This window comes from Streptosporangium lutulentum (assembly GCF_030811455.1).
GTDB classification, from domain to species: Bacteria; Actinomycetota; Actinomycetes; order Streptosporangiales; family Streptosporangiaceae; genus Streptosporangium; species Streptosporangium lutulentum.
Genome location: NZ_JAUSQU010000001.1, coordinates 6,688,019 through 6,708,620, shown reverse-complemented (window position 1 = coordinate 6,708,620; position 20,602 = coordinate 6,688,019). Strand labels below are relative to the sequence as shown.

The window sequence follows — 20,602 nt, the reverse complement described above, 5'->3', positions numbered from 1 at the left end:
TGACGGAACGCGGCCTCAGTCGTCGTCATCGTCGCGGTCGCGGTCGCGGTCGTGATCGCCGGGCCTGCGATCGTCCGGCGCGAAGGTGAGCCCGGAGTCTCGCAGGAAGGAGACGAGAGGCCCCGTGGAGGCGAGCCGGCCCCTTCGCTGTGCTTCGACCAGCTCGCGGCCGATCCTGTTCAGCTCGTCACGAGCCTCCTTGTCCTTGCCCTCCTGGATCTTCCCGGCCAGTCGGCTGATCCTCTCGCGCGTTTCGCGGGCCAGCCTCGAACCGATGCCGCCCTGACTCTCCTGGTCGGTGACGGCACGGCTGAAGGCCGCCAGGCGCGTCCGCCATATCTCCGCCGCCGACCGCGGCGACGGTGAGGTCCGGGCCGGGGACGGGGTCGGGCTCGCCGACGCGCTCTGCGAGACGGCCGGCGACGTGGGCGGGGGCGGGGTCGTGGGGGCGGGCGCGGACGAGATCGCGGCCGGGATCGTGGAGACGGGCGGCTCCGCCGGACCCGACGGGGCCGATATCCACCAGACCGCGATCATGAGGGCGAGGACGATGCCCAGCGCGGCACCGGCGCCCTGCCCCGGCAGATCATTCCGCAGCCGATCCGGCGCGGGCTTCGCCGCCCGCGGCTCCGTCAGAGAGCCGGACACCGCAGGAGATAGCAGCGCGGTGTCCCGGGCGGGCGGCGGCGCCTGGCGGGCGACCGCGGCCAGGACCTGACGGACGACCTCTCCGCTGGCGGGCCGTACGGCGGGGTCCTTCTGCAGCAGCGCCAGCACCAGCCTTTCCAGCTCCACCGGAATGTCCGGGCGGTACCGGCGAGGTGAGTCCGGAGCGTTGTGGACATGCTGGAAGATCACTTCCGGCGCCGATCCGACGAACGGAGGCCGCCCGCACAGCAGCTCGTAACACACGCAGCCAAGCGAGTACAGGTCGGAGGCCGCGTTTCCCGCCTCGCCGAGGATCTGCTCGGGGGACAGGTAGGCGGCCGTGCCGATGACGCTTCCCACGGAGGTCAGCCGCATCGAGGCCTCGGCCGCGCTCCGGGCCGTCCCGAAGTCGACGACCTTGAGCACGCCGTCCGCGCTCTGGTGCAGGTTGGCCGGTTTGACGTCGCGGTGCACGACTCCGGCTCGATGAGCGGTGTCCAGCCCGACCGCCGCCTGACCCGCCAGGCGGCACATCGCGGAAATGCTCAACGGCCCCTTCTCCGCCAGTTCGGCGGCGAGGTCGCGGCCGGTCAGCAACTCCATCACCAGGTAGGGCCGGCCCTCGTGCTCGCCCACGTCGAACACGGTCACCACATTGGGATGGACGACCCGCGCGGCGATCCGCGCCTCCCTGGCGAACCGCTCGCGCATCGAGAGGTCGGCCACCTGCGGCGACAGGATCTTGACCGCTACCGGCCAGTCTCGCCGCAGGTCATGCCCACGCCACACCTCGCCCGTTCCGCCCCGGCCGATCAGCTCGGCCAGCCGATACCGACCTGCGAGCACGACCGGGGTCCGTTCCCCAGCACTCACGATTCCCGCCATTGATCCGAACTTCGCGATTGGCACCCCACCCTACGGGTGCCCGCCGGGACCGCATGACGAAAGCACGGCGGGAACGGGAACGCGACTCGCCCGGACCGTCTGGGCAGGCGGCGCCCTAGCGGTAGGTCTGTCCCCAGATGGCGAGCATCGCGATGATGAACACGATCATGACGCCCAGGTAGGCGACGGGACCCATCCGGACGGCTCTGCGCACCCGGTTGAGGCCCCAGGCGAACAGGAACGCCAGGAAGATCAGCAGAATCAGTCCGCTGTCCATCGTCACCGCCTCGGGGAAGCCTACGGTGACCAGTATGCGTCGGCGACGCCGGTCGCGTGAGGAACTGGCCAGATCTTGCTGTCGGTGAGCCGCGCGCCCGGATCCCGCGGACGGCTCGCGGGCCGGCGGCGCGAGGCCCGTCGCCGGGCCGCCGTTACGTCGGTGTCCTCGTCCCGCGTGAGAACCGGCTGGAGCCGTCGCCTGACGTGCTCGCGTCCCCGAGGTCGCAGGAGCAGGTCGAGGGAGGCGGCTCCGCCCAGTACAGCGCGATGAACGGCTCGGCGCAGGAGGGGTGGTGCACGCGTTCGCGGGTGACGCGGTAGCGGGCGGCGGCCTCGGGCTCCTCGGGGGAGCGGCGCGGAACCGGCACGCTGAGGACGCCGATGTCCTGGTCGATGTGGGTGAGCATGCCGTGGCAGGGACCGCCCAGGCAGATGGCGTTGTGCGGCCGGTGGCTGTTCATGCGGGGTAGGCGTGGGTCTCGGCGGCCTTGACCGAGGCCCAGATCTTCTGGCCCGGGGTCAGGTCGAGGTCGGCGACGGCGGCGGGGGTGACGTCGGCCGAGGCGACGATCGGCCCTTGCAGGTGGATGCGGACGTTGTCGCCGTGCCGTTCGATGCCCTCGATCGTGGCCTGCCACAGGTTGCGCGGCGTGCCGTCCGGCCGGGTGCGGTACAGGGCGACGGCGGCGGGGGAGAAGGCGACGAACGCGGGTCCGTCGAGGGACTCGGAGACGCTGAAGGACACGTCGCCGACCGTGACCTGCCGCCCGGTGGCGGCTCCCCGATACAGGTTCAGGCCGACCAGGCGGGCGACGTAGTCGGTGCGCGGGCGGCGGGCGACCTCGGCGGGCTCGCCCTGCTGCACGACGGCGCCGTTCTCGATGACCACCAGCCGGTCGGCCAGGACCATGGCGTCCAGCGGGTCGTGGGTGACCAGGACGACGGCGCCGTCGAAGTCGGCCAGGTGGCGGCGGAGCTGGGAGCGGATCTCCAGGCGGGTGTGGGCGTCCAGGGCGGCCAGCGGCTCGTCCAGCAGCAGCATGCGCGGCCGCACGGCCAGGGCGCGGGCCAGGGCGACGCGCTGGGCCTGGCCGCCGGAAAGCTGCCGGGGCTTGGCGCCGGTGTGGCCGGCGAGGCCGACGCGCTCCAGCCAGACGGCCGCGTCGCGACGCGCGTCGGTTTTGGAGGCGCCGTGGCAACGAGGACCGAAGGCGACGTTGTCCAGCGCGGACAGGTGCGGGAAGAGCAGGTAGTCCTGGAAGACCATGCCGATCGGGCGGCGCTCGGTGGCGATCGTGTGCAGCGGCCGGTCGTCCAGGTCGATGTGGCCGGCCGACAGGGCGGCGAGCCCGGCGAGGGCGCGCAGCGCGGTGGTCTTGCCCGCGCCGTTGGGGCCGAGCAGGGCGACGACCTCGCCGGCGGCGACGGTGAGGTCGATGTCCAGGCGGAAGGCGGGGCGTTCGACGACGAGGTGGGCGCGCAGGGTCACGGGCTGTTCACCCACCTGTCGCGCAGGCTGGCCAGAATGATCACAGAGACGGCGAGCAGGACGAGGCTGAGCACGATCGCGGCCTCCGGTTCGGTCTCCAGGGCGAGATAGACGGCCAGCGGCATGGTCTGGGTCTGTCCGGGGAAGTTGCCGGCGAAGGTGATGGTGGCGCCGAACTCACCCAGGGCGCGGGCCCAGCACAGGACGGCCCCGGCCACGATGCCCGGGGCGATCAGCGGCAGGGTGACACGGTGGAAGATGGTCCAGCGGGAGGCGCCCAGGGTGGCGGCGGCCTCCTCGAAGCGCAGGTCGGCGGCCCGGAGCGCGCCTTCGACGCTGATGACCAGGAACGGCATGGCGACGAACGCCTCGGCGACCACGACTCCGGCGGTGGTGAACGGCAAGGTGATGCCGAAGGCGGACTCCAGCCACTGGCCGACCAGGCCGCGCCGTCCCAGCACGAGCAGCAGCGCGACGCCGCCCACCACGGGAGGCAGCACGAGGGGGACGGTGACCAGCGCGCGCACCAGCCTCCGGCCGGGGAAGTCGACGCGGGCCAGCAACCACGCGAGCGGCACCCCGAACAGCAGGCAGAACGCGGTGGCCAGGGTCGCGGTCACCAGCGACAGCCGTAGCGCTTCCAGCACCTGCGGCTCGGCCAGCCGCGGGCCCAGCGTGGACCAGGGGGCACGCACGAGCAGCCCGGCCAGCGGCAGGACCAGGAAGCCCATGCCGATCACGGCGGGCAGGACCAGCACCCAGGGCAGGCGGCCCGTCACGCCGCCGGGCGCTCTGCCCGCCCGGCCGGGGCGGGGCCGGGCCCCGCCCCGATCGGCTGGTGTCGCGGTGGGTGTCATGTCAGGTCAGGGGCCGTCGAAGCCGGCCTTGGTCAGCACCTCGGTGCCCTGCGGCGACAGCACCAGATCGGTGAACTGCTGGGCGAGCTCCGGCGCGGGCGCCTTGGACAGCACGGCGATCGGGTAGTCGTTGATCGCCTTGGCGGCCTCGGGGAAGTCGATGCCCGTCACCTTGCCCGCCGAGGCCAGCACGTCGGTCTTGTAGACCAGGGCGGCGTCGACCTCACCGAGCTCGACCTTGGTCAGCGCGGCCTTGACGTCCTGCTCCAGGGTGACCGGGGTGACCTTCAGGCCCGCGGCGTCCAGCGCCTTGATCGCCGCCGCGCCGCACGGCACCTGCTCGGCGCACAATGCGACCTTGACCTTGGGGTCGGTCAGATCCTTGAGATCGTCGACCTTCGCCGGGTTGTCGGCCGGGACGGCGATCTGCAGCGAGTTGCGCACGAACGTGGTCGGGGCCGCGGCCAGGGAGGCGTCGGTGACGGTCTTCATCGTCGCCGGGCTGGCCGCGGCGAACACATCCGCCGGGGCGCCCTGGACGATCTGCTGGGCCAGGGTGGCGCTGGAGCCGAAGTTGAACCGCACCGTGGTGCCGGGGTGGGCGGCCTCGAAGGTCTTGCCCAGCTCGGTGAAGGTGCCGGTCAGCGACGCGGCGGCGAACACCGTCAGTGTCCCGGACGCGGCCCCGGCGGCCGAGGCCGACGCCGAGGCGGAGGCGGTGGAGGCGGCGGGGGTGGCCGGGTCGCCGGAGCCGCAGCCGGTCAGCGCCGCGGACAGCGTGAGGGCGAGCGGGACGGTGACGGCCCAGCGGGAAAGACGCCTGAACAACGAGGACTCCTTAGGAACTCACCATGTGAGTGTGGTCGGCGATCTCCACGACGACGTTGGTGGACTTGATCACGGCGATCGCCACCACCCCCACCTCCAGGCCCAGCTCGTCGGCGGCCTGGCGGCTCATCAGCGACACCACCCGGTAGGGCCCGGCGGCGATCTCCACCTGGGCCATCACCGCGTCTTTGATCACCTCGGTCACGATCCCGCGAAAGCGGTTACGCGCCGAGGAATGACCCGAGCCGTTCTCGGCCTCGATCTGGGCGCGCGCGAACGCGGCCAGATCCGCACCGGCCACCGTCCGGTGACCGTGCTCATCCCGGTGAGCCGGGAGCCGGCCGATGTCGACCCATCGCCGCACGGTGTCGGAGCTGACCCCGAGCAGCGCGGCGGCCTCACTGATCCGAAACGTCGTCACGAACAACACCATACCTTCGCATAATCAGGAGCTGATAGCCGGATTCCATGGCAACTTCGCAAGGGTTGGCCGATTTTCCATGGCACTTGAGAGATCGGTCGCGGCGCCCGGCGGTCCCGTCGACCGTTGTCACCGACCACCCTTCGGGCGACCGGAACCGGACGGCGGCGCCCCCTCCCTGCCCCTCCCTGCCCCTCCCTGCCCCTCCCTGCCCCTCCCGGCCTTCTGGGTCGGCCGATCCCCTGGCCGTCTCGACGGTGGGCGACCTGGGGCGAAGCCTGGAGGAGTCACCGAACCCGGCCTGAACATCATGGTGCTCGACGGCGTCGACAGGTTCGACTGTATTGAGGAATATCTCCCACGGGGCCGAGTAAGCGCGGTGTCGACTCTCGTGGGATCGTTGCGCCTCATGAGTAGATCGTTGAAGGCAACGCACATCCTGCTGGTGGCAGCCTTCGCCGCCGGTCTTTCCGCATGTTCCGGTGGGGGCGATTCCTCCGCGGCGGCGCCCACCGCCACCGTCACCGTCACCGCCTCCGCGTCTGCCTCCGAGTCGGCGACCCCCTCTCCCTCGAACCCGGGCCCCTCGGCGCTTGAGAGCGCGGTGCCGGAGCCGTCGACCTCGGCACCGGCGACGCCGAGCGCGGTCCCCGTGCCCGGAGGCAGGGGGACCGACGCCGTGCTCCTGGGACAGGTCAGCCTGCGGGGAAGCAACGCGATCAAGGTGGCCCCCAAGCAGGGCGGCGCGCAGGAGGCCGAGCTCACGCCCTTCACGGTGGTCCTCGACATCCGGGGGAAGATCTGCAACCAGGGTGGAGTCCCGCACGAGTGCAACGTGCAGCAGATGCAGAAGACGCTCTCCGCGGGCGGCTCCCTCTACGCCAAGGTGACGATCAAGGACGGCGTGGCCACGGAGATCGAGGAGATGGCCAAGAAGTGACGGCTCCGGCGGCTGCCTCGCCCTCCGTCTTTGCCGTTCCCCTCGTCGGCTTCGTGTAAGGGGGCCCGGTGCGGGGTGAGACGGCCGTCCGGCCGGAGGGCTCGTCAGGGGGTGGCGGCACCCACCGGGTGATCGCGCGAGGAACCGCCGTCCTCCGGTCTGGAGGGCGGCGGTTCTCATGGGCGCGGGCCGCGCCGGGGCAGAGGTCGCGTGTCGGGTTGGAAGCCGTGTCGGGTCAGAAGCCGTGTCGGGTCAGAAGCCGAAGGAGCGCCCGATGATCTCCTTCATGATCTCCGTGGTGCCGCCGTAGATGGTCTGGACGCGGCTGTCGACCCAGGCCTTGGCGACGGGATACTCCATCATGTAGCCGTAGCCGCCGTGCAACTGGAGGCAGCGGTCGATGGTCTTGGTCTGCAGTTCGGTGGTCCACCACTTGGCCTTGGCGGCGTCGACGGCGCTGAGCTCCTTGGCGTTGAGGGCCCGGATGCACTTGTCCACGTAGTGGCGGGCGATCTCCACCTCCGTGTCCAGCTCGGCCAGGACGAACCGGGTGTTCTGGAAGCTGCCGATGCTGCGGCCGAAGGCGTTGCGGCTCTTGCAGTACTCGATGGTCGCCTGCAGGACGGTTTCCGCCGCCGCCACGGCCATCACCGCGATCGACAGGCGCTCCTGCGGCAGGTTGCCCATGAGCTGGAAGAAGCCCCGGCCCTCCTCGTCGCCCAGGAGGTTGGCCGCGGGGACCCGCACGTTGTCGAAGAACAGCTCCGCGGTGTCCTGGGCGTGCATGCCGACCTTGTCGAGGTTGCGGCCCCTGCTGAAGCCCTCCATGCCCCGCTCGACGACGAGCAGCGAGATGCCCCTGGAGCCCGCGGCGGGGTCGGTCTTGGCGACCACGACGACCAGGTCGGAGTTGATCCCATTGGTGATGAAGGTCTTCTGGCCGTTGAGCACGTAGTGGTCGCCCTCGCGTACGGCGGTGGCCCGGATGCCCTGCAGGTCGCTGCCCGCACCGGGCTCGGTCATGGCGACGGCCGTGATGAGCTCGCCACTGGCGAACCCGGGCAGCCAGCGTGCCTTCTGCTCGTCGTTGGTGAGTTCCACGAAGTACGGGGCCATCACGTCGTTGTGCAGGGAGAAGCCCAGACCGGTCGCGCCGATCCTGATGACCTCCTCGACGATCACGGCGTTGTAGCGGAAGTCCGTGATCCCCGCCCCGCCGAACTCCTCCGGCACCCCGAAGCCGAACACTCCGAGCTCTCCGGCCTTCTTCCAGACCTCGCGGGGGACGATGCCGTCCTTCTCCCACTGGTCGTGGTGGGGCGCGACCTCGCGGGCCAGGAACTCGCGCACGGTCTCACGGAAGAGCTGGTGCTCCTCCTCGAAGAGGTCTCGCTGCATCGTCTGCCTCCTAAGGGGGTTACAGGGACAGAATAAGATCCTGTTACTCCCTAGTACACCTGACCCACCTGCCGGTACGGCACGCGCCCCGTGAACGAAACATCACAAATCCGCCACAGTCCCCTGGGGGTCTTGGCGTACCACTGCGGAGCGAGATCACAGGACAGTACGATCCAGTCCTAGTTGTGATGAGATCGCCCGTTTTGCGACCAGAGCCTCGTGAGTGGAGTATCCAGTGGTGCGGTGGGGAGCGAGACTCCGTAGGACAGCCACGGCAGCGTCCGTCATGGGGCTGGCGGTTGGCTCTTTGGTCATCTTGTCCAGTTCGCAGAGCTTCGCGGAGACCGACAACTACACCTCTGATTTTCTCTGCACCCTTCCCGAGGGGGGCAGCAAGCTGTTCCCGGCGGGAGCGAAGATCTCGGTCAAAGTCTCGATTCCGACAACGGTCTCTGTTGGTCAGCCACTTGAGCTCAAATGGACTCTTGGGGATTCGATTTTCGAGGCTCCGGGTGATTTCGAGCAGAAGGCACGTGTGATCGCCAGAGGTAGTGCTGGGATTTCCGATTACTGGAGTGGCGTAGGGACGCTCGACTCAATGGGCGAAGTTGCCATTCCCGATGCGTTGCAGGAGGGTGACCCGCTGGCTCTGCCCACGCTTACTGCGGGCTCCTACATCGTCGGCAAGGAAGGCGAGATCAAGGTCACACCCAAGAGCTTGACGGTGCAATTCATTCCGCCTGAGTCGGTACCTATTGTCAATGACAGTGTTGATGGAGGCGAAAATGCTGAGATCCGTTACGCGGCGACTCCTGATGACTGGGCGCGAAGGGCCGAACCTCAGATAGATGACATCGAGAATGATGTACACGCGAGCAAGACTTTTGGTGCCACCGCGAGCTACACATTTGAGGGTACTGGCATCGAATACATCACCGAACGTGATGATGACATGGGTGAAGTCGAAGTTTCCTTTCAGAAAGCCGGCGGAGGGGCTCCGTTGGTGGAGAAGGTAAATGCCTCCATGGAAGCGGACGGAAGGACCCCTGTTCCGGCCGACGAGAAAAAGACCCAGCAGGTTCTCTGGTCCGTCAAGGGCTTGAAGTATGGTCAGCATACGATCAATCTCAAGAATCTCTCGGCCAATAAGTACATGATGGTCGATGCTTTCAGGGTGCTTCGTGAGCCCAAGCCTGAGCTCTACACAGGTGTGAACAACTTCAATGCGATCTGCGCGCCTGCGAAGGCTGAAACGGTCACTGTGAAGGTGGAGAAGGAGCCGACCAGTCCGTCTCCCAGTCCGTCGCCGTCGCCTTCCCCCAGTCCCACCGTGACGGTTACGACCACTCCGCCGGCCGGGTCGACCACGAGCGCGACGCCCAAGCCGACCCTGACCGTGACGGCGACCGTCACGCCCACCAGGGCCACTCCGACCGCTCCCCAGGTCATCATCACGCCCGTGGGCGGCGCCCAGACCGGTGAGGCTCCCGACGAGCAGTCCTCCGGAGCGGGGCTGCTCGGCCTCGGAGCGGTCATGCTGGTCGGAAGCGTTGCCGGGGGAGTGGCGTTGAAGAGGCGGCGGGCGGCGCACGTGCGCGGCCAGGACTGAGTAGGGAGCGCCGGATGTACCCAGGACCTGCGCAGGGCGACCCTGATCCCCACGGCGCCGGCCAGCCTTCTCAGGACGGCCAGTCGGCGCACGGGGGGATTCCTGCCGGCCAGCCTCCCTATGTCGCCCGACCTCCCTACGCCGGCCAGCCCCCTTACGCCGGACAGCCTCCCTACCCTGGGCAGCCCCCCTACGCCGGTCAGTCTTCTTACCCCGGGCAGCCTCCCTACGGTGGCCCTCCTCCCCACGGCCACCTCCCGAAGGCGCCGAAGCCCCCGAGGACCATGAAGAGCATGGCGCTTCCCGCGCTGCTCGTGGCCGGGTCGCTGGGCGGGGTGGGCGTGATCATGGCGGGGCTGCTCGCCTACCTGAGCCCGGTGGCCGACGACGCGCCGTACGGGCCTCCGATCTCGGAGGCGGCGAACACCCTCGCGTTGGAGAACGCTCCGGCTCCGGGAGAGCAGCAGGGAGGCCAGCCCCAGGACCCGGCCGGCCTGCCGCCCGTGGTGGGACCGGGAGGGCTGGACGTGCCGTTGACGGCCGCCGCTCCCACGGCGCCGCCGCCCCTGCCCGTGGTGCAGCCTCCGGCGCCCTTGAACAGCGTCGGCGTGCGGCCGAACCGGATCGCGATTTCGAAGATCGGCCTGCTGGCCCCGCTGATGGCCCTCGGCGTGGACGCCAAGAAGGAGATCCAGACTCCTCCGCTGAGCAAGCCGAACCAGGCCGGTTGGTACAAGAACGGGCCGATCCCCGGCCAGCAGGGACCCTCGGTGGTCCTCGGGCATGTGAACACCCGGAGCGGTGCCGCCGTCTTCAGCCGTCTCAAGGAGATCAAGCGCGGAGACAAGATCAAGGTGTCCCGGTCGGACGGGAACATCGCGGAGTTCACGGTCGACGGGGTGGAGCAGGTCAGCAAGACCGCCTTCCCGGCGAAGCGGGTCTACGGCAACACCGGCGAGGCGACCCTGCGGCTGATCACCTGTGGCGGCGTCTACAACGCCAAGACCCACCACTACACCGACAACATCATCGTCTACGCGACCCTGTCCAAGGTCATACGCGCCTGATCACGTGAGAGTGGGGCGGAGGAGCGTCACCGATCCTGGCCCATCGGGGTCAGGACGTGGCGGATCCTCGCCGCGACGGCGTCGGTCTCGGCGACGGGCGCGATCTTTTCGTTCCAGGACCACAAGAACCACCAGGTTCCTTTCTCCGGTAGCGCGTGGATGCTCTCCGAGAGGGCGGAGGCGTCAGGGTTGACGACGACCAGCTCTGGGAGCCGGCGGGAGGCCATGTTGACCCGGGAGTGCAGGCCGAGTTTCCGGAGGCGCTCGGCCAGAAGGGTCAGGTGGGCGGTCGCTGTGATCGCGGAGATCTCGATCCCGGCGTCGTCAGTGACGGAGAGCGGGCAGCAGCAGCTCGATCAGCGCCCACTGCTCATCGGTCAGGCCAGAAGGGTAAAAGCCGGTTTCGTGTCATGTCTCACCCCTACCCACCTGGCGAAACAACCCAGCGATCGCCTCTCAAACACCCATGTAGGGAGTCAAAGTCATTTCCGGTGACAGGGGGATCTCATGATCCCTTTGGAAGGGACAGATGGATCATTCTGGCTGAAACCGCAGTTTGGGGAGGGGGTCACCGTGATCCCTCGCCTTGCGAGAGTATCTCTTTGCTTAAGCGGGTTTTCGTTAGTTTCGTTTTGAGGTACCGTCCAAATACAGGACTATGCGGTGACGGAGGACTCACATGGGCGACACGTCGTTGGCCGCAGCAGACGCTAGGACATTCCTGCCAGGGGAGGATCCTCAGACTCGGGCTGCCATCGTTGACCTAGTTGAGGAGCTGCGCAAACGGGGGCGATCAGTAGCTGACTACCCAGCGCTACTCACAGGTCCTGATGGATCACCACGGCTTCCCTTGCCGACGCAGGTCTATCAGGCTCTCTTGCAAGTGGCAGAGGCTCTGTCAAAGGGCCTGGCTGTCACCGTCGCGCCACAGCACATGACCATGTCCACGTACGAAGCGGCTGAGCTGCTAGGGATCTCCAGGCCGACTCTGGTGAAGCTTCTAGAAAGCGGGGAGATTCCCTACCAGCGCGCCACAGATCGTCCTGGAGCGCATCGACGGGTGAAGCTTCAAGACGTCATAGCCTTCAAGGAAAGGCGTCGTACAGAGCGGCGACGGCTTCTGGATGAGCTAACTGCGGAGTCTGTGGGTGCGGGTATGTACGACAAGCCCGCCAATGAGTTCTAAGAGGATTATGCTGTTCCGGTGCCGTTCTCTGCCGTGCTCGATGCCTGCGTGCTCTACCCCAATGCGCTGCGAGACACCCTCTTAAGAACAGCAGAGGCTGGCATCTACCAGCCCCTATGGAGCGAGCGGATTCTGGCAGAAGTTCGGGGAGCCCTTGTGAGGAACGGGCGCCCCGAACAGGCTGTTGACCGTACGTTGTCATTTGTTCGAGGCGCCTTCCCTGAAGCCATGATCGAGGGGTGGGAGCCTTTTGAGGACTCGATGGGAAATCATGTCAAGGATCGCCATGTCAAGGATCGCCATGTCCTGGCTGCCGCGGTCCGGGGCCACGCTGACGTGATTGTGACTCTTAATCTGCGTGATTTCCCAAGCTCGGCATGCGAGCATCTCGATATTGAGATCCAGCACCCCGATACATTTCTGTGCTATGAGCTGGAGCAGGCGCCGGACGTCATCCTTCAGGTGTTACGGGAGCAAGCCGCTGCAACCGGCAAGCCACCCCATCTCCCAATGTCCCTTGAGGATGTGCTGAGCTCGTTGGAAAACTGCGGCACCCCTGTTTTTGCCGCTACAGCGCGGTCGCTGTTGCAGCATTGAGAAGCCCTCGTTCCTACTTCTGTCCAAAAGGACAATTAAGGCTCAGCCTTGGTTGGCTCTGTGGGTAGTCGACCCTCGATCGCCATCGGGAAGAAATCGATCGTGAGCCGGCCCCTGGAGAGGCGTCCTTCTCCCGGTCGTCGCTACATCGAAGTCGGCGCCGGAGTCATCCGTACCTGTGAACCCACGATCGTTCCTGGACTCCTCCAGACGCCTGATTATGCTCATGCGATCTTCAAAGGCGGTCGGCAGCTCGACGAGGCGGCGATCGGGCGGAGGGTCAAGGCTCGCATCGCCAGGCAGGCAATCCTTGACCGCGATACTCCGCCTCAGCTCCTGGTGGTCATTGACGAGGCTGTTCTGCGTCGTCCCGTAGGCGGAGCGAGGGTGATGTGCGATCAGTTGGAGCACATCATCAAGATGAACGAGCGGCCAAATGTCACGGTCCAGGTCCTGCCGCTCTCCATCGGCGCGCATGCGGCGATCATGGGCGGTTTTGTCATCCTCGACTTCGCATCCCCACTCGATCCGAGTCTCGTATACCTGGAGACCGCTACCGATGGTCTCTATCTAGAGCAGCAGGAAGAGTTGCATCGATATACGGTGATTTATGGTCATGCACAGGCATTGGCGCTCTCGCCGGACGAGTCGACTCGGTGCATGGAATCCGTGATCGAGCAGTTGCGGGGATAGGTGAGCAAATTGGATCGAAGCGTGGTGCAGGCTCTGACCTGGCGGACAAGTTCGCGCTCGGGACCGACCGGTGACAACTGCGTAGAGGTCGCACATCTGGCCGATGGAGGCTGGGCGGTGCGCGATAGCAAGAATCGGCAGGGCTCGATCCTGGAGTTCACCGAGTCCGGGTGGGGCGCTTTCGTCGAGGGCGTGAAGCGGGGCGAGTTCGACGGCTGAGAACGGATGGCGCACTGCCGCTGGGTGGGCCGGAGATGACGACCGGGCGCCAGGGGTGCCCGGTCGTCCGTGGTGAGGTGGGTGTCAGGGGGCGGGGATCTCGGCGATGAGCTTGGAGGTCCAGGGGCAGAAGTGGCAGCCGGGCAGGAAGGCGCCGCAGGCCTCGTCCAGGTGGTCCTCGGTGTAGGACAGCGTCGCGTCACATACCTCGATGGCCATCTGGAAGAAATCGATCGTGTTCGGGTCGAGATAGAAGCTGTAGGCGGGGTTGTAGGGGGCCGTCCTCTTGATGATCCGGCCGTGGATGTGGGTTCTCTCGGTCTCCTTTCCGCTGAGGATCTTCCTGGCGTGCTCGATCTTCGCGGCGTCGGTGAGCTGGATGACGAACGGCTTGGGGCGTTCGATGGTCGTCATCTGGAAGTAGGCCGGGGCGACCGTGGCGGCCCGCGACGGCGAATCCGTCTCGGCGGAGTCGGCCTGGGCGGAGAGGGACATCGTGCAGGCGCGCGGTGCGGGCGCGGCCTGGGCGGGCGTGGCCATCATGGCGGCGAGCATCGCCATGGCGGCCAGACCGCCGGTCCTGGTGAAGAAGCGTCGCACGGATTCCTCCTGTGTCGTGCCGGGTCGTGATCACCACGACCCAATCTCCTTCGCCTGCCGGCCACCCGGTCCCCACCCCGAGCTTGATCAGAAAATCCCCGACTTCTGCCGGATCTTTCCACCCCCGACGGATCGGTCGGTCAAGGAGGCGCCGCGTCGATTCCGAATGCGTATCGAGCTCCGCGGTCGATACTCGTCCGGTGCCGTTGCCCAACCCGATGACGTACGCGGAGTGGGTGCTGAACGCGGTGGACGGTCTCGGCCCGGAGTCGGAGACCATGCACAACGTGCACGTCCTGCCGTACGGCTACTCGGCCCCGGGATAGTCCTTGAGCATGATGGAGTTGGACAGCCGCTGGATGTCCGGCATCTCGCCGCTCTGGTCCTGCTGCCACTCGTTCATCCGCAGTGCGAAGTCCTGGTTCAGCTCGGCGAACCCCCGCAGTTCCTCCTCGTAGCGGGCGAACCCCGTCCGGTGGTCGCCGCCCGCGGCCATGAGTTCCCCGGCCAGGATGTAGGCCCCGACCAGCGCGAGGCTGGTGCCCTGGCCCGACAGCGGCGAGCCGCAGTAGCCCGCGTCCCCGACCAGTGACACCCGTCCGCTGGTCCAGGAATCCATGCGAATCTGGCTCATGGAGTCGAAGTGGAAGTCGGGCGCGTCCCACATGGCCTTGAGCAGCCGGGAGGTCTCCCAGCCGTCGTCGGCGAAGCGATCGGCGATGATCTGCTTCTGCCGGGCGGTGTCGCGGCGGTCGTAGTCCAGCGGCGGTGAGTTGAAGCCGAGGATCGCCCTGGCCTCGGTGTTGTCCCGCGCGCTGTAGAGGCCGGACATCCGGTCCGCCGTACGGTGGAACACCTGCCAGTGGTCCAAGTCCAGGAAGTTGTCGGTGGTGAAGACCGACAGGTAGGTGCCCAGGTGGGTGATGAATCGGGACTCCTCGCCGAAAGCCAGCGCGCGCACGTTGGAGTGCAGCCCGTCGGCGCCGACGACGAGGTCGAAGGTGCGCGGCTCGGCCCGTTCGAAGGTGACCCGCACCTCGTCGTCGCCCTGCGAGAGGGCGGTGATCGAGTCGTCGAAGACGTATTCGACGTCGTCGCGGGTGGCCCGGTAGAGGATGTCGGCCAGGTCGTCGCGGAGGATCTCCACGTCCTCGCCGCCGGTCGCACCGCCGGTCAGGGTCTCCTCGGTGGTGCTGTACAGCACCTCGCCGTCATCGCCGACGAAGCTCATCCCGCGCATCGCGGTGCTCGCCCGCCGGATGTCGGTCAGGAGCCCCATCCGCTCGGCGACACCGAGCGCCGAGCCACGGACATCGATCGCCTGACCCCCGGGACGGAGCCCGGGAGCCTTCTCCACCACGGTGGGGGTGAAGCCGTGGCGGCGCAGCCAGTAGGCCAGCGCGGGCCCGGCGACGCTCGCACCGGAAATGAGGACGGTGGTGTTTCTCATGCGGGGGTCTCCTGGTCGATGTCGGGAAAGTCGCCGCCCGGCCGACCTGTCGGTCATGCCGGCTACGCCGTACACATGCTGAATGTACGGCGTACGCATCGATGGCGCAAGCGATGAATTCCAGGAATTCGCTGGTAGAAGATAGATGGCCTCGCTTCTTTGTACTAGGACAGAGGTAAGGGATGACGTGCTCCGTGAGGGGGCGGATCGCCTCAATCTCCCGGCTCACCAGGGAGTTCCGCTATTCTCTGAGCGAGTCACCCTGTACTAGTACAGAACGCTCCATCCGGGGGAAGAGGCGATGATGAACCGGCCTGTCGCGCGACCTGATCCGCCCTACCTGAGGATCGTCGCCGAGATCCGGCGCCGCATCGCGGCCGGTGAGTTGCGTGCCGGAGACCGGGTGCCCTCGACCCGGCAGGTCGCCCAGGAGTGGGGGGTCGCGATCGCGACCGCCACCAAGGCGCTGACGACCTTGCGCCGGCAGGGCCTCGTCCAGGCGATGCCCCGGGTCGGGACCGTGGTGACCGTCCCCGAACCCCCGTCCGTGCCCCCCTCCCCGCTCCGTCCCGAACTCCGTTCCGGGTCTCGCCCGGAGCCGAGGCCCGCCCCTCCGCGTCGGGCGGCGCATGAGCCCGATCAGGAGCTGACCCGCGAACGCGTCGTGCGTGCCGCGATCGACATCGCCGACGTCGAAGGGCTGGCCGCGCTGTCGATGCGCGGCGTCGCGGCCAAACTCGGCGTCGCCACCATGTCGCCGTACCGCCACGTGGGCAGCAAGGATGAGCTGGTCCTGCTGATGACCGACGCCGTGGCCGGTGAGGTCGTCTACCCGGAGGATCCTCCCTCCGGCTGGCGAGCGCGCCTGGAGACGGCGGCGCGGGCGCAGTGGGTCATGTACCGCAGGCACCCATGGCTGGCGCAGGTCATCTCGATCACCCGGCCGGTGCCGTTGCCCAACCTGATGACGTACGCGGAGCGGGTGCTGAACGCGGTGGACGGCCTCGGCCTCGACGCGGAGACCATGCTCAACGTGCACGTCCTGCTGTACAGCTACGTCCGGGGGATCGCCGTGAACCTCGAATCGGAGGCCCAGGCCGAAGCGGACACCGGCATGACGGAGGAGGAGTGGATGGACTCCCAGAACGCCGCCCTCACCGCGCTCACCGCCTCGGGTGAGGCTCCGACCTTCTCCAGGGTCGTCACGGGTCTCGGCGACGGTTACGACCTTGACCTCGATGTGCTCTTCGAGCTCGGCCTGCAGTCGATGCTCGACGGCCTCGCGATTCTCATCCGGCGCGCCGGGGCGTGAATCCGCCCCGGCGGACCGCCTGCCCGCGGGCGCCGTTCATCGAGCAATCCGGGCTGTCCGATCACGGGTCGTTCCGGGACGGCCCGGGGTGACGGGAGTTCTTGATCGTTAGCCGGTTGGTCATGCCGGGTAGGGAGCTGTGTAGCTCTATACGCGTTTGCCCCCCGAACGATGAGGAAACGGGGGGTGCATTCGATTGACTGCCATGCGAGCCGGTGTGTTGGCCGTGATCATTGGGTTGGCGGGCATCGGCGCGGTCCAGCACTCGAAGCCGGGAGCCGACCGTTCCGCGAGTTGGACAGCGAAACGGCCGGCGAACGCGGCCGTCAACGGACACGGGAAACACCACAGGGGCTCGGCCGCCAAGCGGCACAGGGATCGGGCGTTCAAGCGGTTTGAGGACCGGATGGCCAAGCGTCCCGGGGGGCGACGGTCGGACGACTCGTACGGCCGGCAGTCGGGCGGGCTGGGTGACCTGATCTTCGGCCGGCCGTCGTCGCGAGACGAGGGGGCGGCCTCCTCCGGTCGATCCCGCGGTTCTTTCCGGGAGGATCGCCACCCGAACGGGAAGTGGTCGCATCGGGCCGGATCCGGTCATCATCGAGGTCGTCACGCCCGGGACCGCGAGTTCAGGGGCCACCGGGATCGAGGGGCGAATCGAGCTCACTCGCGCAGGGGCGAGCGGGACCATCCGTGGCCGCGCGCCGGCCGGGACCGTCAGTGGCCGCAGGGCGAGCGGGAGGGACGCCGGTTCCGGGACGAGCAGGAAGGACGCCGGCCACGCGGTGGCCGGGACCGTCAGTGGCCGCAGGACGAGGAAGAGTGGCGCGGGCCGCAGGACGAGCGGGAGGGGCGCGGGCCTCGGGGCGAGGAAGAGGGGCCTTGGTCGCGTGGTGGCCGGGGCCGGCAGTGGGCGCAGGATGAGTGGGAGGGACGCCGAGCGCATCGGGCCGGACCCGGGCACCGTCGAGGTCCTCACGCGGGTCACCGGGCACGAGACCGGGAGCTCAGAGGTTACCGGCGGGGAGGAGCGGACCGATCCCGCCCGCGCGAGGAGGAGCGGGACGGTCGATGGCCGATCGCCGACTGGCTGAGCCCGTCGGCCGACGACAACTGACCGGCTGAGGATCGTAGCCTCGCAAAACCGCGCCGGCGGTGCTCGCCGGCGCGGTCACGGACACCGGTTCCCCGGTCCTTCCCGGGGAACCGGCCTGGCCAGGGCCCTATGGGTGGCGTCGATGCCCCTTCGAGCCGCCGGGGCCGTGACCGGCTTTCACCGGCAGCCGGCGCAGCGGAGCGTCCGGACATCCGGCGTGAGCCAGGAAGGAGATCGGCCGATCGTTCTCGTGCCGCAGGGCGTGACCCACCGTGGCGTAGACCTTTATCGGCGTGCTCGGGACGCTCGACGAGGTCATCGCGATCAGGTGCATCAGCCGTAGCAGCGCGGCCGAGGGTTCGGCGATCGTCAGGTCGCCGCCCGTCGCCGACATGGTGGTGTGCACGGTGCTCAGCGCCCGGAAGCCGCACACGTCGCAGAAGCGCAGCAGCCTGGCGTCCACGACGAGATGGCGGATGCCGCGGCCGAGCAGCGGGAAGAACACCGTGTCCAGCAGCGAGACGGTGCTGATGTCGAGCTCGCCGTCGATCGCGACCACGGCCGAGTCCTTGTGCACGATGGTGGGATGCACCGACAGGTTCATGAGAGAAGCACGTCGATCCGGTCTGGGTTGCGGATGATCATCCACCCGAGGTGGGAACGCATGAACTCAACCAAGGACATGTGAGAGTCACCTCCGCGAGAACGGCGGAAAGGCGGCCATGTCTCTGGGCCTGCCTTACACCATACATGCCACCGGTTGATCTCCGCCTGCCGGAGATTCATGGCTTTCCGGAGAAGGCGGGGCGCACCGACGTACGGCGCGGATCGGGCACGGGACGCCCGCCGTCTCGGCCGAGGGAGGTCAGTGATCGTCCCAATGGCCGTCGTGCTGGACATGACGATGCCCGTCGTGGATGTAGTCCACGTGCCCTCCGTGCGGTACGGCCACGTGCCCGCACCCCGAGCCGTGATCGTGGTCATGGCTGTCGTGCGTGCTGTGCCCGCTCGCCTCGCATTCGTCGACGTGATCCCCATGGACCTGATGCAGGTGACCGTCGTGGACGTAGTCGACGTGATCGTCGTGCGGTACGGCCACGTGCCCGCATCCGAGCCCATGCTTGTGGTCGTGGTCGGTGTGCTGGCGATGTTCGGTGGAAACGCTCATGCCTACCCCCGTGGAAAATGCCGCTTCAAGACAGCGGCGAGCGTGATGTACGTACCCCGACAAAAACGCTACCCTTCACGTTTTCCCAGGTCACTACAGGCACAGGGATCTTTAAGCGGGGCAACCTATAGATCTATGGGCATGCGGGAAAGCACACCCTCTGCCGGAACCCGCGTTCGCCGTTCCGCCGGCCTCGCCCCGCGCCTTGTTCGGCTTATTTGGCTTATTTGGCGAGCATGACGTAGAGGCCGAGGACGATGCCCGCGGCCACGACCAGGAGGCAGAGCGCGGCTCCCGCGCGGCCCGCCGTACGACCGCTGGACAGGCCGACCAGGGACAGGGAGAAGACGGCGGCCAGGCCGGCGCCCGCCAGCAGCGAGGCGACCAGGACCTTCCACAGCGCGTCCAGATCGATGTAGTCGCTCATGCCGCGCGCTCCCTCACCGCCGGGACGGAGGCGACCCGCCCGGTCCACTCGTCGTTGACGTTGTCGGCGTTCACCGGCCGGCGGCGCGAGGCCAGGTACAGCCCTCCGGACAGCAGCAGCGCGATCAAGAAGACGACCGCCACGCCCAGCGAGCCGCCGATCAGGTTGGCGCCGGCCCAGGCCAGCGCGCCGACCATACCGGCGGCCGGAAGGGTGATCAGCCATGCGGCGGCCATCTTGCCCGCGACGTGCCAGCGGACCTGGGCCAGCCGCTTGCCGATGCCCGAGCCGATCACCGAGCCCGTGCAGACGTGCGTGGTCGACAGCGGGAACCCGAAGTGGGACGAGGCGAAGATGACCGCCGCCGACGAACTCTCGGCGGCGAAACCCTGCGGGGTCTCGATATCGGTCAGCCCCTTGCCCAGGGTACGGATCACCCGCCAGCCGCCCAGGTAGGTGCCGAGCGCGATCGCGGTCGCGCTGGTCGCGATCACCCACGTCGGGGTTCCCGCGTCCTTGCCGATCGCGCCGCTCGCGATCAGCGCGAGCGTGATGATGCCCATGGTCTTCTGCGCGTCGTTGGTGCCGTGCGCGAGCGAGACCAGCGAGGCCGAGCCGATCTGGCCGTACTTGAACCCGCGGTCGCGCACCTTGCCGGGCACCTTCGCGGTGAGGACGTAGACCAGGTAGGTGCCGACGGTGGCCACGAGGATCGCCGCCAGCGGTGCCAGCACCGCCGGGACCAGCACGTGGGACACGATCTCGGCGCCCTTGACGGCCGAGGCGCCCGCCGAGATGAGCGTGGCCCCGACCACGCCGCCGATCAGCGCGTGGGAGGAACTGGACGGGATGCCGAAGTACCACGTCACCAGGTTCCAGGCCAGGCCGCCGACCAGGCCGGCGAAGACCACGGTGAGGGTGACGGCACCGGTTTCGACGATGCCGGTCGCGATGGTCGCCGCGACTTTTAAAGACAGGAACGCTCCAACGAAGTTGAGTACCGCAGAGAGCGCGACCGCGACCTTGGGCCGCAACGCCCCGGTGGCGATCGAGGTCGCCATGGCGTTGGCGGTGTCGTGAAAGCCGTTGGTGAAGTCGAATGACAGAGCCGTGACGACCACGATGGCGAGCAGCACGAGGTTCGCGTCCATACCAGACACATATGACACTTCGGTCGTCGTCCAATCGTCTGACGACGACCTTCACGCAAAATTCATGCTCCCGTCGGCCACGCGTTACCGTCTCCGAGCCCGGGGCGCAAGCATGATCTTGCCCTCGTAGCCCCGAGAGCGAGAGGTTCGCACGTTGGAGGGCCCCCCGTGAAGTCGATCAACGTGGAAAACTCGGCGTCGAGTGTGGGACTTTTGTCCCATCTCGCCGGATAGTATCCATCCCCCCTTGGCATCCTCGACGACGAGTTGCTTTCGTATCAG

24 protein-coding genes are annotated in these 20,602 nt (G+C 67.7%); 9 read left to right on the top strand and 15 right to left on the bottom strand.

Annotation, left to right across the window (positions count from 1 at the left end; all coding sequences use genetic code 11):
- Window positions 1–15: 15 nt before the first annotated feature.
- The 7 genes from J2853_RS29715 to J2853_RS29685 form a co-directional block, all read right to left on the bottom strand.
- Complete coding sequence (locus tag J2853_RS29715) at window positions 16–1,521, bottom strand: protein kinase domain-containing protein (protein ID WP_307563694.1); 1,506 nt, start codon at window positions 1,519–1,521, stop codon at window positions 16–18.
- Between the two features lie 127 nt (window positions 1,522–1,648).
- On the bottom strand, window positions 1,649–1,810 hold the full coding sequence (locus J2853_RS29710) for a hypothetical protein (protein ID WP_307563693.1): 162 nt from the start codon (window positions 1,808–1,810) through the stop codon (window positions 1,649–1,651).
- A 154-nt stretch (window positions 1,811–1,964) separates the two neighbouring features.
- Window positions 1,965–2,273 (bottom strand): hypothetical protein, encoded by a 309-nt coding sequence (locus J2853_RS29705; RefSeq protein ID WP_307563691.1) that lies wholly within the window; start codon window positions 2,271–2,273, stop codon window positions 1,965–1,967.
- Window positions 2,270–3,301 (bottom strand): ABC transporter ATP-binding protein, encoded by a 1,032-nt coding sequence (locus J2853_RS29700; RefSeq protein WP_307568868.1) that lies wholly within the window; start codon window positions 3,299–3,301, stop codon window positions 2,270–2,272. The genes J2853_RS29705 and J2853_RS29700 overlap by 4 nt, the downstream gene beginning before the upstream one ends.
- Window positions 3,298–4,158 (bottom strand): ABC transporter permease, encoded by an 861-nt coding sequence (locus J2853_RS29695; protein WP_370879356.1) that lies wholly within the window; start codon window positions 4,156–4,158, stop codon window positions 3,298–3,300. Before J2853_RS29695 ends, J2853_RS29700 begins: the two co-directional genes overlap by 4 nt.
- Before the next feature lie 6 nt (window positions 4,159–4,164).
- Window positions 4,165–4,986 carry a molybdate ABC transporter substrate-binding protein gene (gene modA / locus J2853_RS29690; RefSeq protein ID WP_307563689.1) on the bottom strand — a complete coding sequence of 274 codons (822 nt, stop codon included), beginning with the start codon at window positions 4,984–4,986 and terminating at the stop codon, window positions 4,165–4,167.
- Between the two features lie 10 nt (window positions 4,987–4,996).
- Window positions 4,997–5,407: a TOBE domain-containing protein gene (locus J2853_RS29685; protein WP_307563687.1), complete on the bottom strand. Its 411-nt coding sequence runs from the start codon at window positions 5,405–5,407 to the stop codon at window positions 4,997–4,999.
- A gap of 409 nt (window positions 5,408–5,816) precedes the next feature.
- Between J2853_RS29685 and J2853_RS29680 the strand changes: the two genes are divergently transcribed.
- Window positions 5,817–6,347, top strand: a complete 531-nt coding sequence (locus J2853_RS29680) for a hypothetical protein (RefSeq protein ID WP_307563686.1) — start codon at window positions 5,817–5,819, stop codon at window positions 6,345–6,347.
- A 252-nt stretch (window positions 6,348–6,599) separates the two neighbouring features.
- On the opposite strand, the gene J2853_RS29675 is transcribed toward J2853_RS29680, so the two are convergent.
- A complete protein-coding gene (locus J2853_RS29675; protein WP_307563684.1) occupies window positions 6,600–7,745 on the bottom strand; it encodes an acyl-CoA dehydrogenase family protein in 1,146 nt (381 codons plus the stop codon).
- Window positions 7,746–8,031: 286 nt separating this feature from the next.
- On the opposite strand from J2853_RS29675, the gene J2853_RS29670 reads away from it, so the two are divergent.
- Entirely contained in the window at window positions 8,032–9,354 is a 1,323-nt protein-coding gene (locus J2853_RS29670) for a hypothetical protein (RefSeq protein WP_307563682.1), read from the top strand.
- Between the two features lie 293 nt (window positions 9,355–9,647).
- Window positions 9,648–10,421 (top strand): class F sortase, encoded by a 774-nt coding sequence (locus tag J2853_RS29665; RefSeq protein ID WP_307563680.1) that lies wholly within the window; start codon window positions 9,648–9,650, stop codon window positions 10,419–10,421.
- Window positions 10,422–10,447: 26 nt separating this feature from the next.
- Here the strand turns inward: J2853_RS29665 and J2853_RS29660 are convergent, their stop codons facing one another.
- Window positions 10,448–10,648 carry a hypothetical protein gene (locus tag J2853_RS29660; RefSeq protein ID WP_307563678.1) on the bottom strand — a complete coding sequence of 67 codons (201 nt, stop codon included), beginning with the start codon at window positions 10,646–10,648 and terminating at the stop codon, window positions 10,448–10,450.
- 452 nt (window positions 10,649–11,100) lie between these two features.
- Here J2853_RS29660 and J2853_RS29655 point away from each other — a divergent pair, with 452 nt between their 5' ends.
- From J2853_RS29655 to J2853_RS29640, 4 genes are all read left to right on the top strand, one after another.
- Window positions 11,101–11,607 carry an excisionase family DNA-binding protein gene (locus J2853_RS29655; protein ID WP_307563676.1) on the top strand — a complete coding sequence of 169 codons (507 nt, stop codon included), beginning with the start codon at window positions 11,101–11,103 and terminating at the stop codon, window positions 11,605–11,607.
- An 18-nt stretch (window positions 11,608–11,625) separates the two neighbouring features.
- A complete protein-coding gene (locus tag J2853_RS29650; RefSeq protein WP_307563673.1) occupies window positions 11,626–12,204 on the top strand; it encodes a PIN domain-containing protein in 579 nt (192 codons plus the stop codon).
- Between the two features lie 102 nt (window positions 12,205–12,306).
- Window positions 12,307–12,897, top strand: a complete 591-nt coding sequence (locus J2853_RS29645) for a DUF5753 domain-containing protein (protein WP_307563671.1) — start codon at window positions 12,307–12,309, stop codon at window positions 12,895–12,897.
- Entirely contained in the window at window positions 12,898–13,116 is a 219-nt protein-coding gene (locus J2853_RS29640; protein ID WP_307563669.1) for a DUF397 domain-containing protein, read from the top strand. It abuts the gene before it with no gap.
- Between the two features lie 84 nt (window positions 13,117–13,200).
- On the opposite strand, the gene J2853_RS29635 is transcribed toward J2853_RS29640, so the two are convergent.
- Window positions 13,201–13,716 (bottom strand): BP74-related protein, encoded by a 516-nt coding sequence (locus tag J2853_RS29635; protein WP_307563667.1) that lies wholly within the window; start codon window positions 13,714–13,716, stop codon window positions 13,201–13,203.
- A 200-nt stretch (window positions 13,717–13,916) separates the two neighbouring features.
- On the opposite strand from J2853_RS29635, the gene J2853_RS29630 reads away from it, so the two are divergent.
- Window positions 13,917–14,042, top strand: a complete 126-nt coding sequence (locus tag J2853_RS29630) for a hypothetical protein (protein WP_307563665.1) — start codon at window positions 13,917–13,919, stop codon at window positions 14,040–14,042.
- Here the strand turns inward: J2853_RS29630 and J2853_RS29625 are convergent.
- Window positions 14,024–15,166, bottom strand: a complete 1,143-nt coding sequence (locus J2853_RS29625) for an FAD-dependent monooxygenase (protein ID WP_307563663.1) — start codon at window positions 15,164–15,166, stop codon at window positions 14,024–14,026. The two genes, J2853_RS29630 and J2853_RS29625, sit on opposite strands and share 19 nt — an antisense overlap.
- 301 nt (window positions 15,167–15,467) lie before the next feature.
- On the opposite strand from J2853_RS29625, the gene J2853_RS29620 reads away from it, so the two are divergent.
- On the top strand, window positions 15,468–16,478 hold the full coding sequence (locus J2853_RS29620) for a TetR/AcrR family transcriptional regulator C-terminal domain-containing protein (RefSeq protein WP_307563661.1): 1,011 nt from the start codon (window positions 15,468–15,470) through the stop codon (window positions 16,476–16,478).
- 1,223 nt (window positions 16,479–17,701) lie between these two features.
- Here J2853_RS29620 and J2853_RS29615 read toward each other — a convergent pair.
- The 4 genes from J2853_RS29615 to J2853_RS29600 all read right to left on the bottom strand — a co-directional run bounded on the left by J2853_RS29615 (window position 17,702) and on the right by J2853_RS29600 (window position 20,320).
- Window positions 17,702–18,178, bottom strand: a complete 477-nt coding sequence (locus J2853_RS29615) for an STAS domain-containing protein (protein WP_307563659.1) — start codon at window positions 18,176–18,178, stop codon at window positions 17,702–17,704.
- Between the two features lie 261 nt (window positions 18,179–18,439).
- The gene (locus J2853_RS29610) at window positions 18,440–18,742 is read right to left on the bottom strand and encodes a threonine dehydratase (RefSeq protein WP_307563657.1); all 303 of its coding nucleotides are present in this window, start codon (window positions 18,740–18,742) and stop codon (window positions 18,440–18,442) included.
- Window positions 18,743–18,965: 223 nt separating this feature from the next.
- Window positions 18,966–19,169: a hypothetical protein gene (locus tag J2853_RS29605; protein ID WP_307563655.1), complete on the bottom strand. Its 204-nt coding sequence runs from the start codon at window positions 19,167–19,169 to the stop codon at window positions 18,966–18,968.
- Window positions 19,166–20,320, bottom strand: coding sequence for an inorganic phosphate transporter (locus J2853_RS29600; protein WP_307563653.1), 1,155 nt, complete (start codon window positions 20,318–20,320; stop codon window positions 19,166–19,168). The genes J2853_RS29605 and J2853_RS29600 overlap by 4 nt, the downstream gene beginning before the upstream one ends.
- Window positions 20,321–20,602 lie beyond the last annotated feature (282 nt).

Bases quoted from the DNA above. Each gene is read 5' to 3' on its own strand.
- J2853_RS29710 (WP_307563693.1), bottom strand. From the start codon at position 1,810: ATGGACAGCGGACTGATTCTGCTGATCTTCCTGGCGTTCCTGTTCGCC.
- J2853_RS29705 (WP_307563691.1), bottom strand. From the start codon at position 2,273: ATGAACAGCCACCGGCCGCACAACGCCATCTGCCTGGGCGGTCCCTGC.
- J2853_RS29695 (WP_370879356.1), bottom strand. From the start codon at position 4,158: ATGACACCCACCGCGACACCAGCCGATCGGGGCGGGGCCCGGCCCCGC.
- J2853_RS29680 (WP_307563686.1), top strand. From the start codon at position 5,817: ATGAGTAGATCGTTGAAGGCAACGCACATCCTGCTGGTGGCAGCCTTC.
- J2853_RS29675 (WP_307563684.1), bottom strand. From the start codon at position 7,745: ATGCAGCGAGACCTCTTCGAGGAGGAGCACCAGCTCTTCCGTGAGACC.
- J2853_RS29670 (WP_307563682.1), top strand. From the start codon at position 8,032: ATGGGGCTGGCGGTTGGCTCTTTGGTCATCTTGTCCAGTTCGCAGAGC.
- J2853_RS29665 (WP_307563680.1), top strand. From the start codon at position 9,648: ATGGCGCTTCCCGCGCTGCTCGTGGCCGGGTCGCTGGGCGGGGTGGGC.
- J2853_RS29660 (WP_307563678.1), bottom strand. From the start codon at position 10,648: ATGGCCTCCCGCCGGCTCCCAGAGCTGGTCGTCGTCAACCCTGACGCC.
- J2853_RS29655 (WP_307563676.1), top strand. From the start codon at position 11,101: ATGGGCGACACGTCGTTGGCCGCAGCAGACGCTAGGACATTCCTGCCA.
- J2853_RS29625 (WP_307563663.1), bottom strand. From the start codon at position 15,166: ATGAGAAACACCACCGTCCTCATTTCCGGTGCGAGCGTCGCCGGGCCC.
- J2853_RS29620 (WP_307563661.1), top strand. From the start codon at position 15,468: ATGATGAACCGGCCTGTCGCGCGACCTGATCCGCCCTACCTGAGGATC.
- J2853_RS29615 (WP_307563659.1), bottom strand. From the start codon at position 18,178: ATGAACCTGTCGGTGCATCCCACCATCGTGCACAAGGACTCGGCCGTG.
- J2853_RS29610 (WP_307563657.1), bottom strand. From the start codon at position 18,742: ATGAGCGTTTCCACCGAACATCGCCAGCACACCGACCACGACCACAAG.
- J2853_RS29605 (WP_307563655.1), bottom strand. From the start codon at position 19,169: ATGAGCGACTACATCGATCTGGACGCGCTGTGGAAGGTCCTGGTCGCC.
- J2853_RS29600 (WP_307563653.1), bottom strand. From the start codon at position 20,320: ATGGACGCGAACCTCGTGCTGCTCGCCATCGTGGTCGTCACGGCTCTG.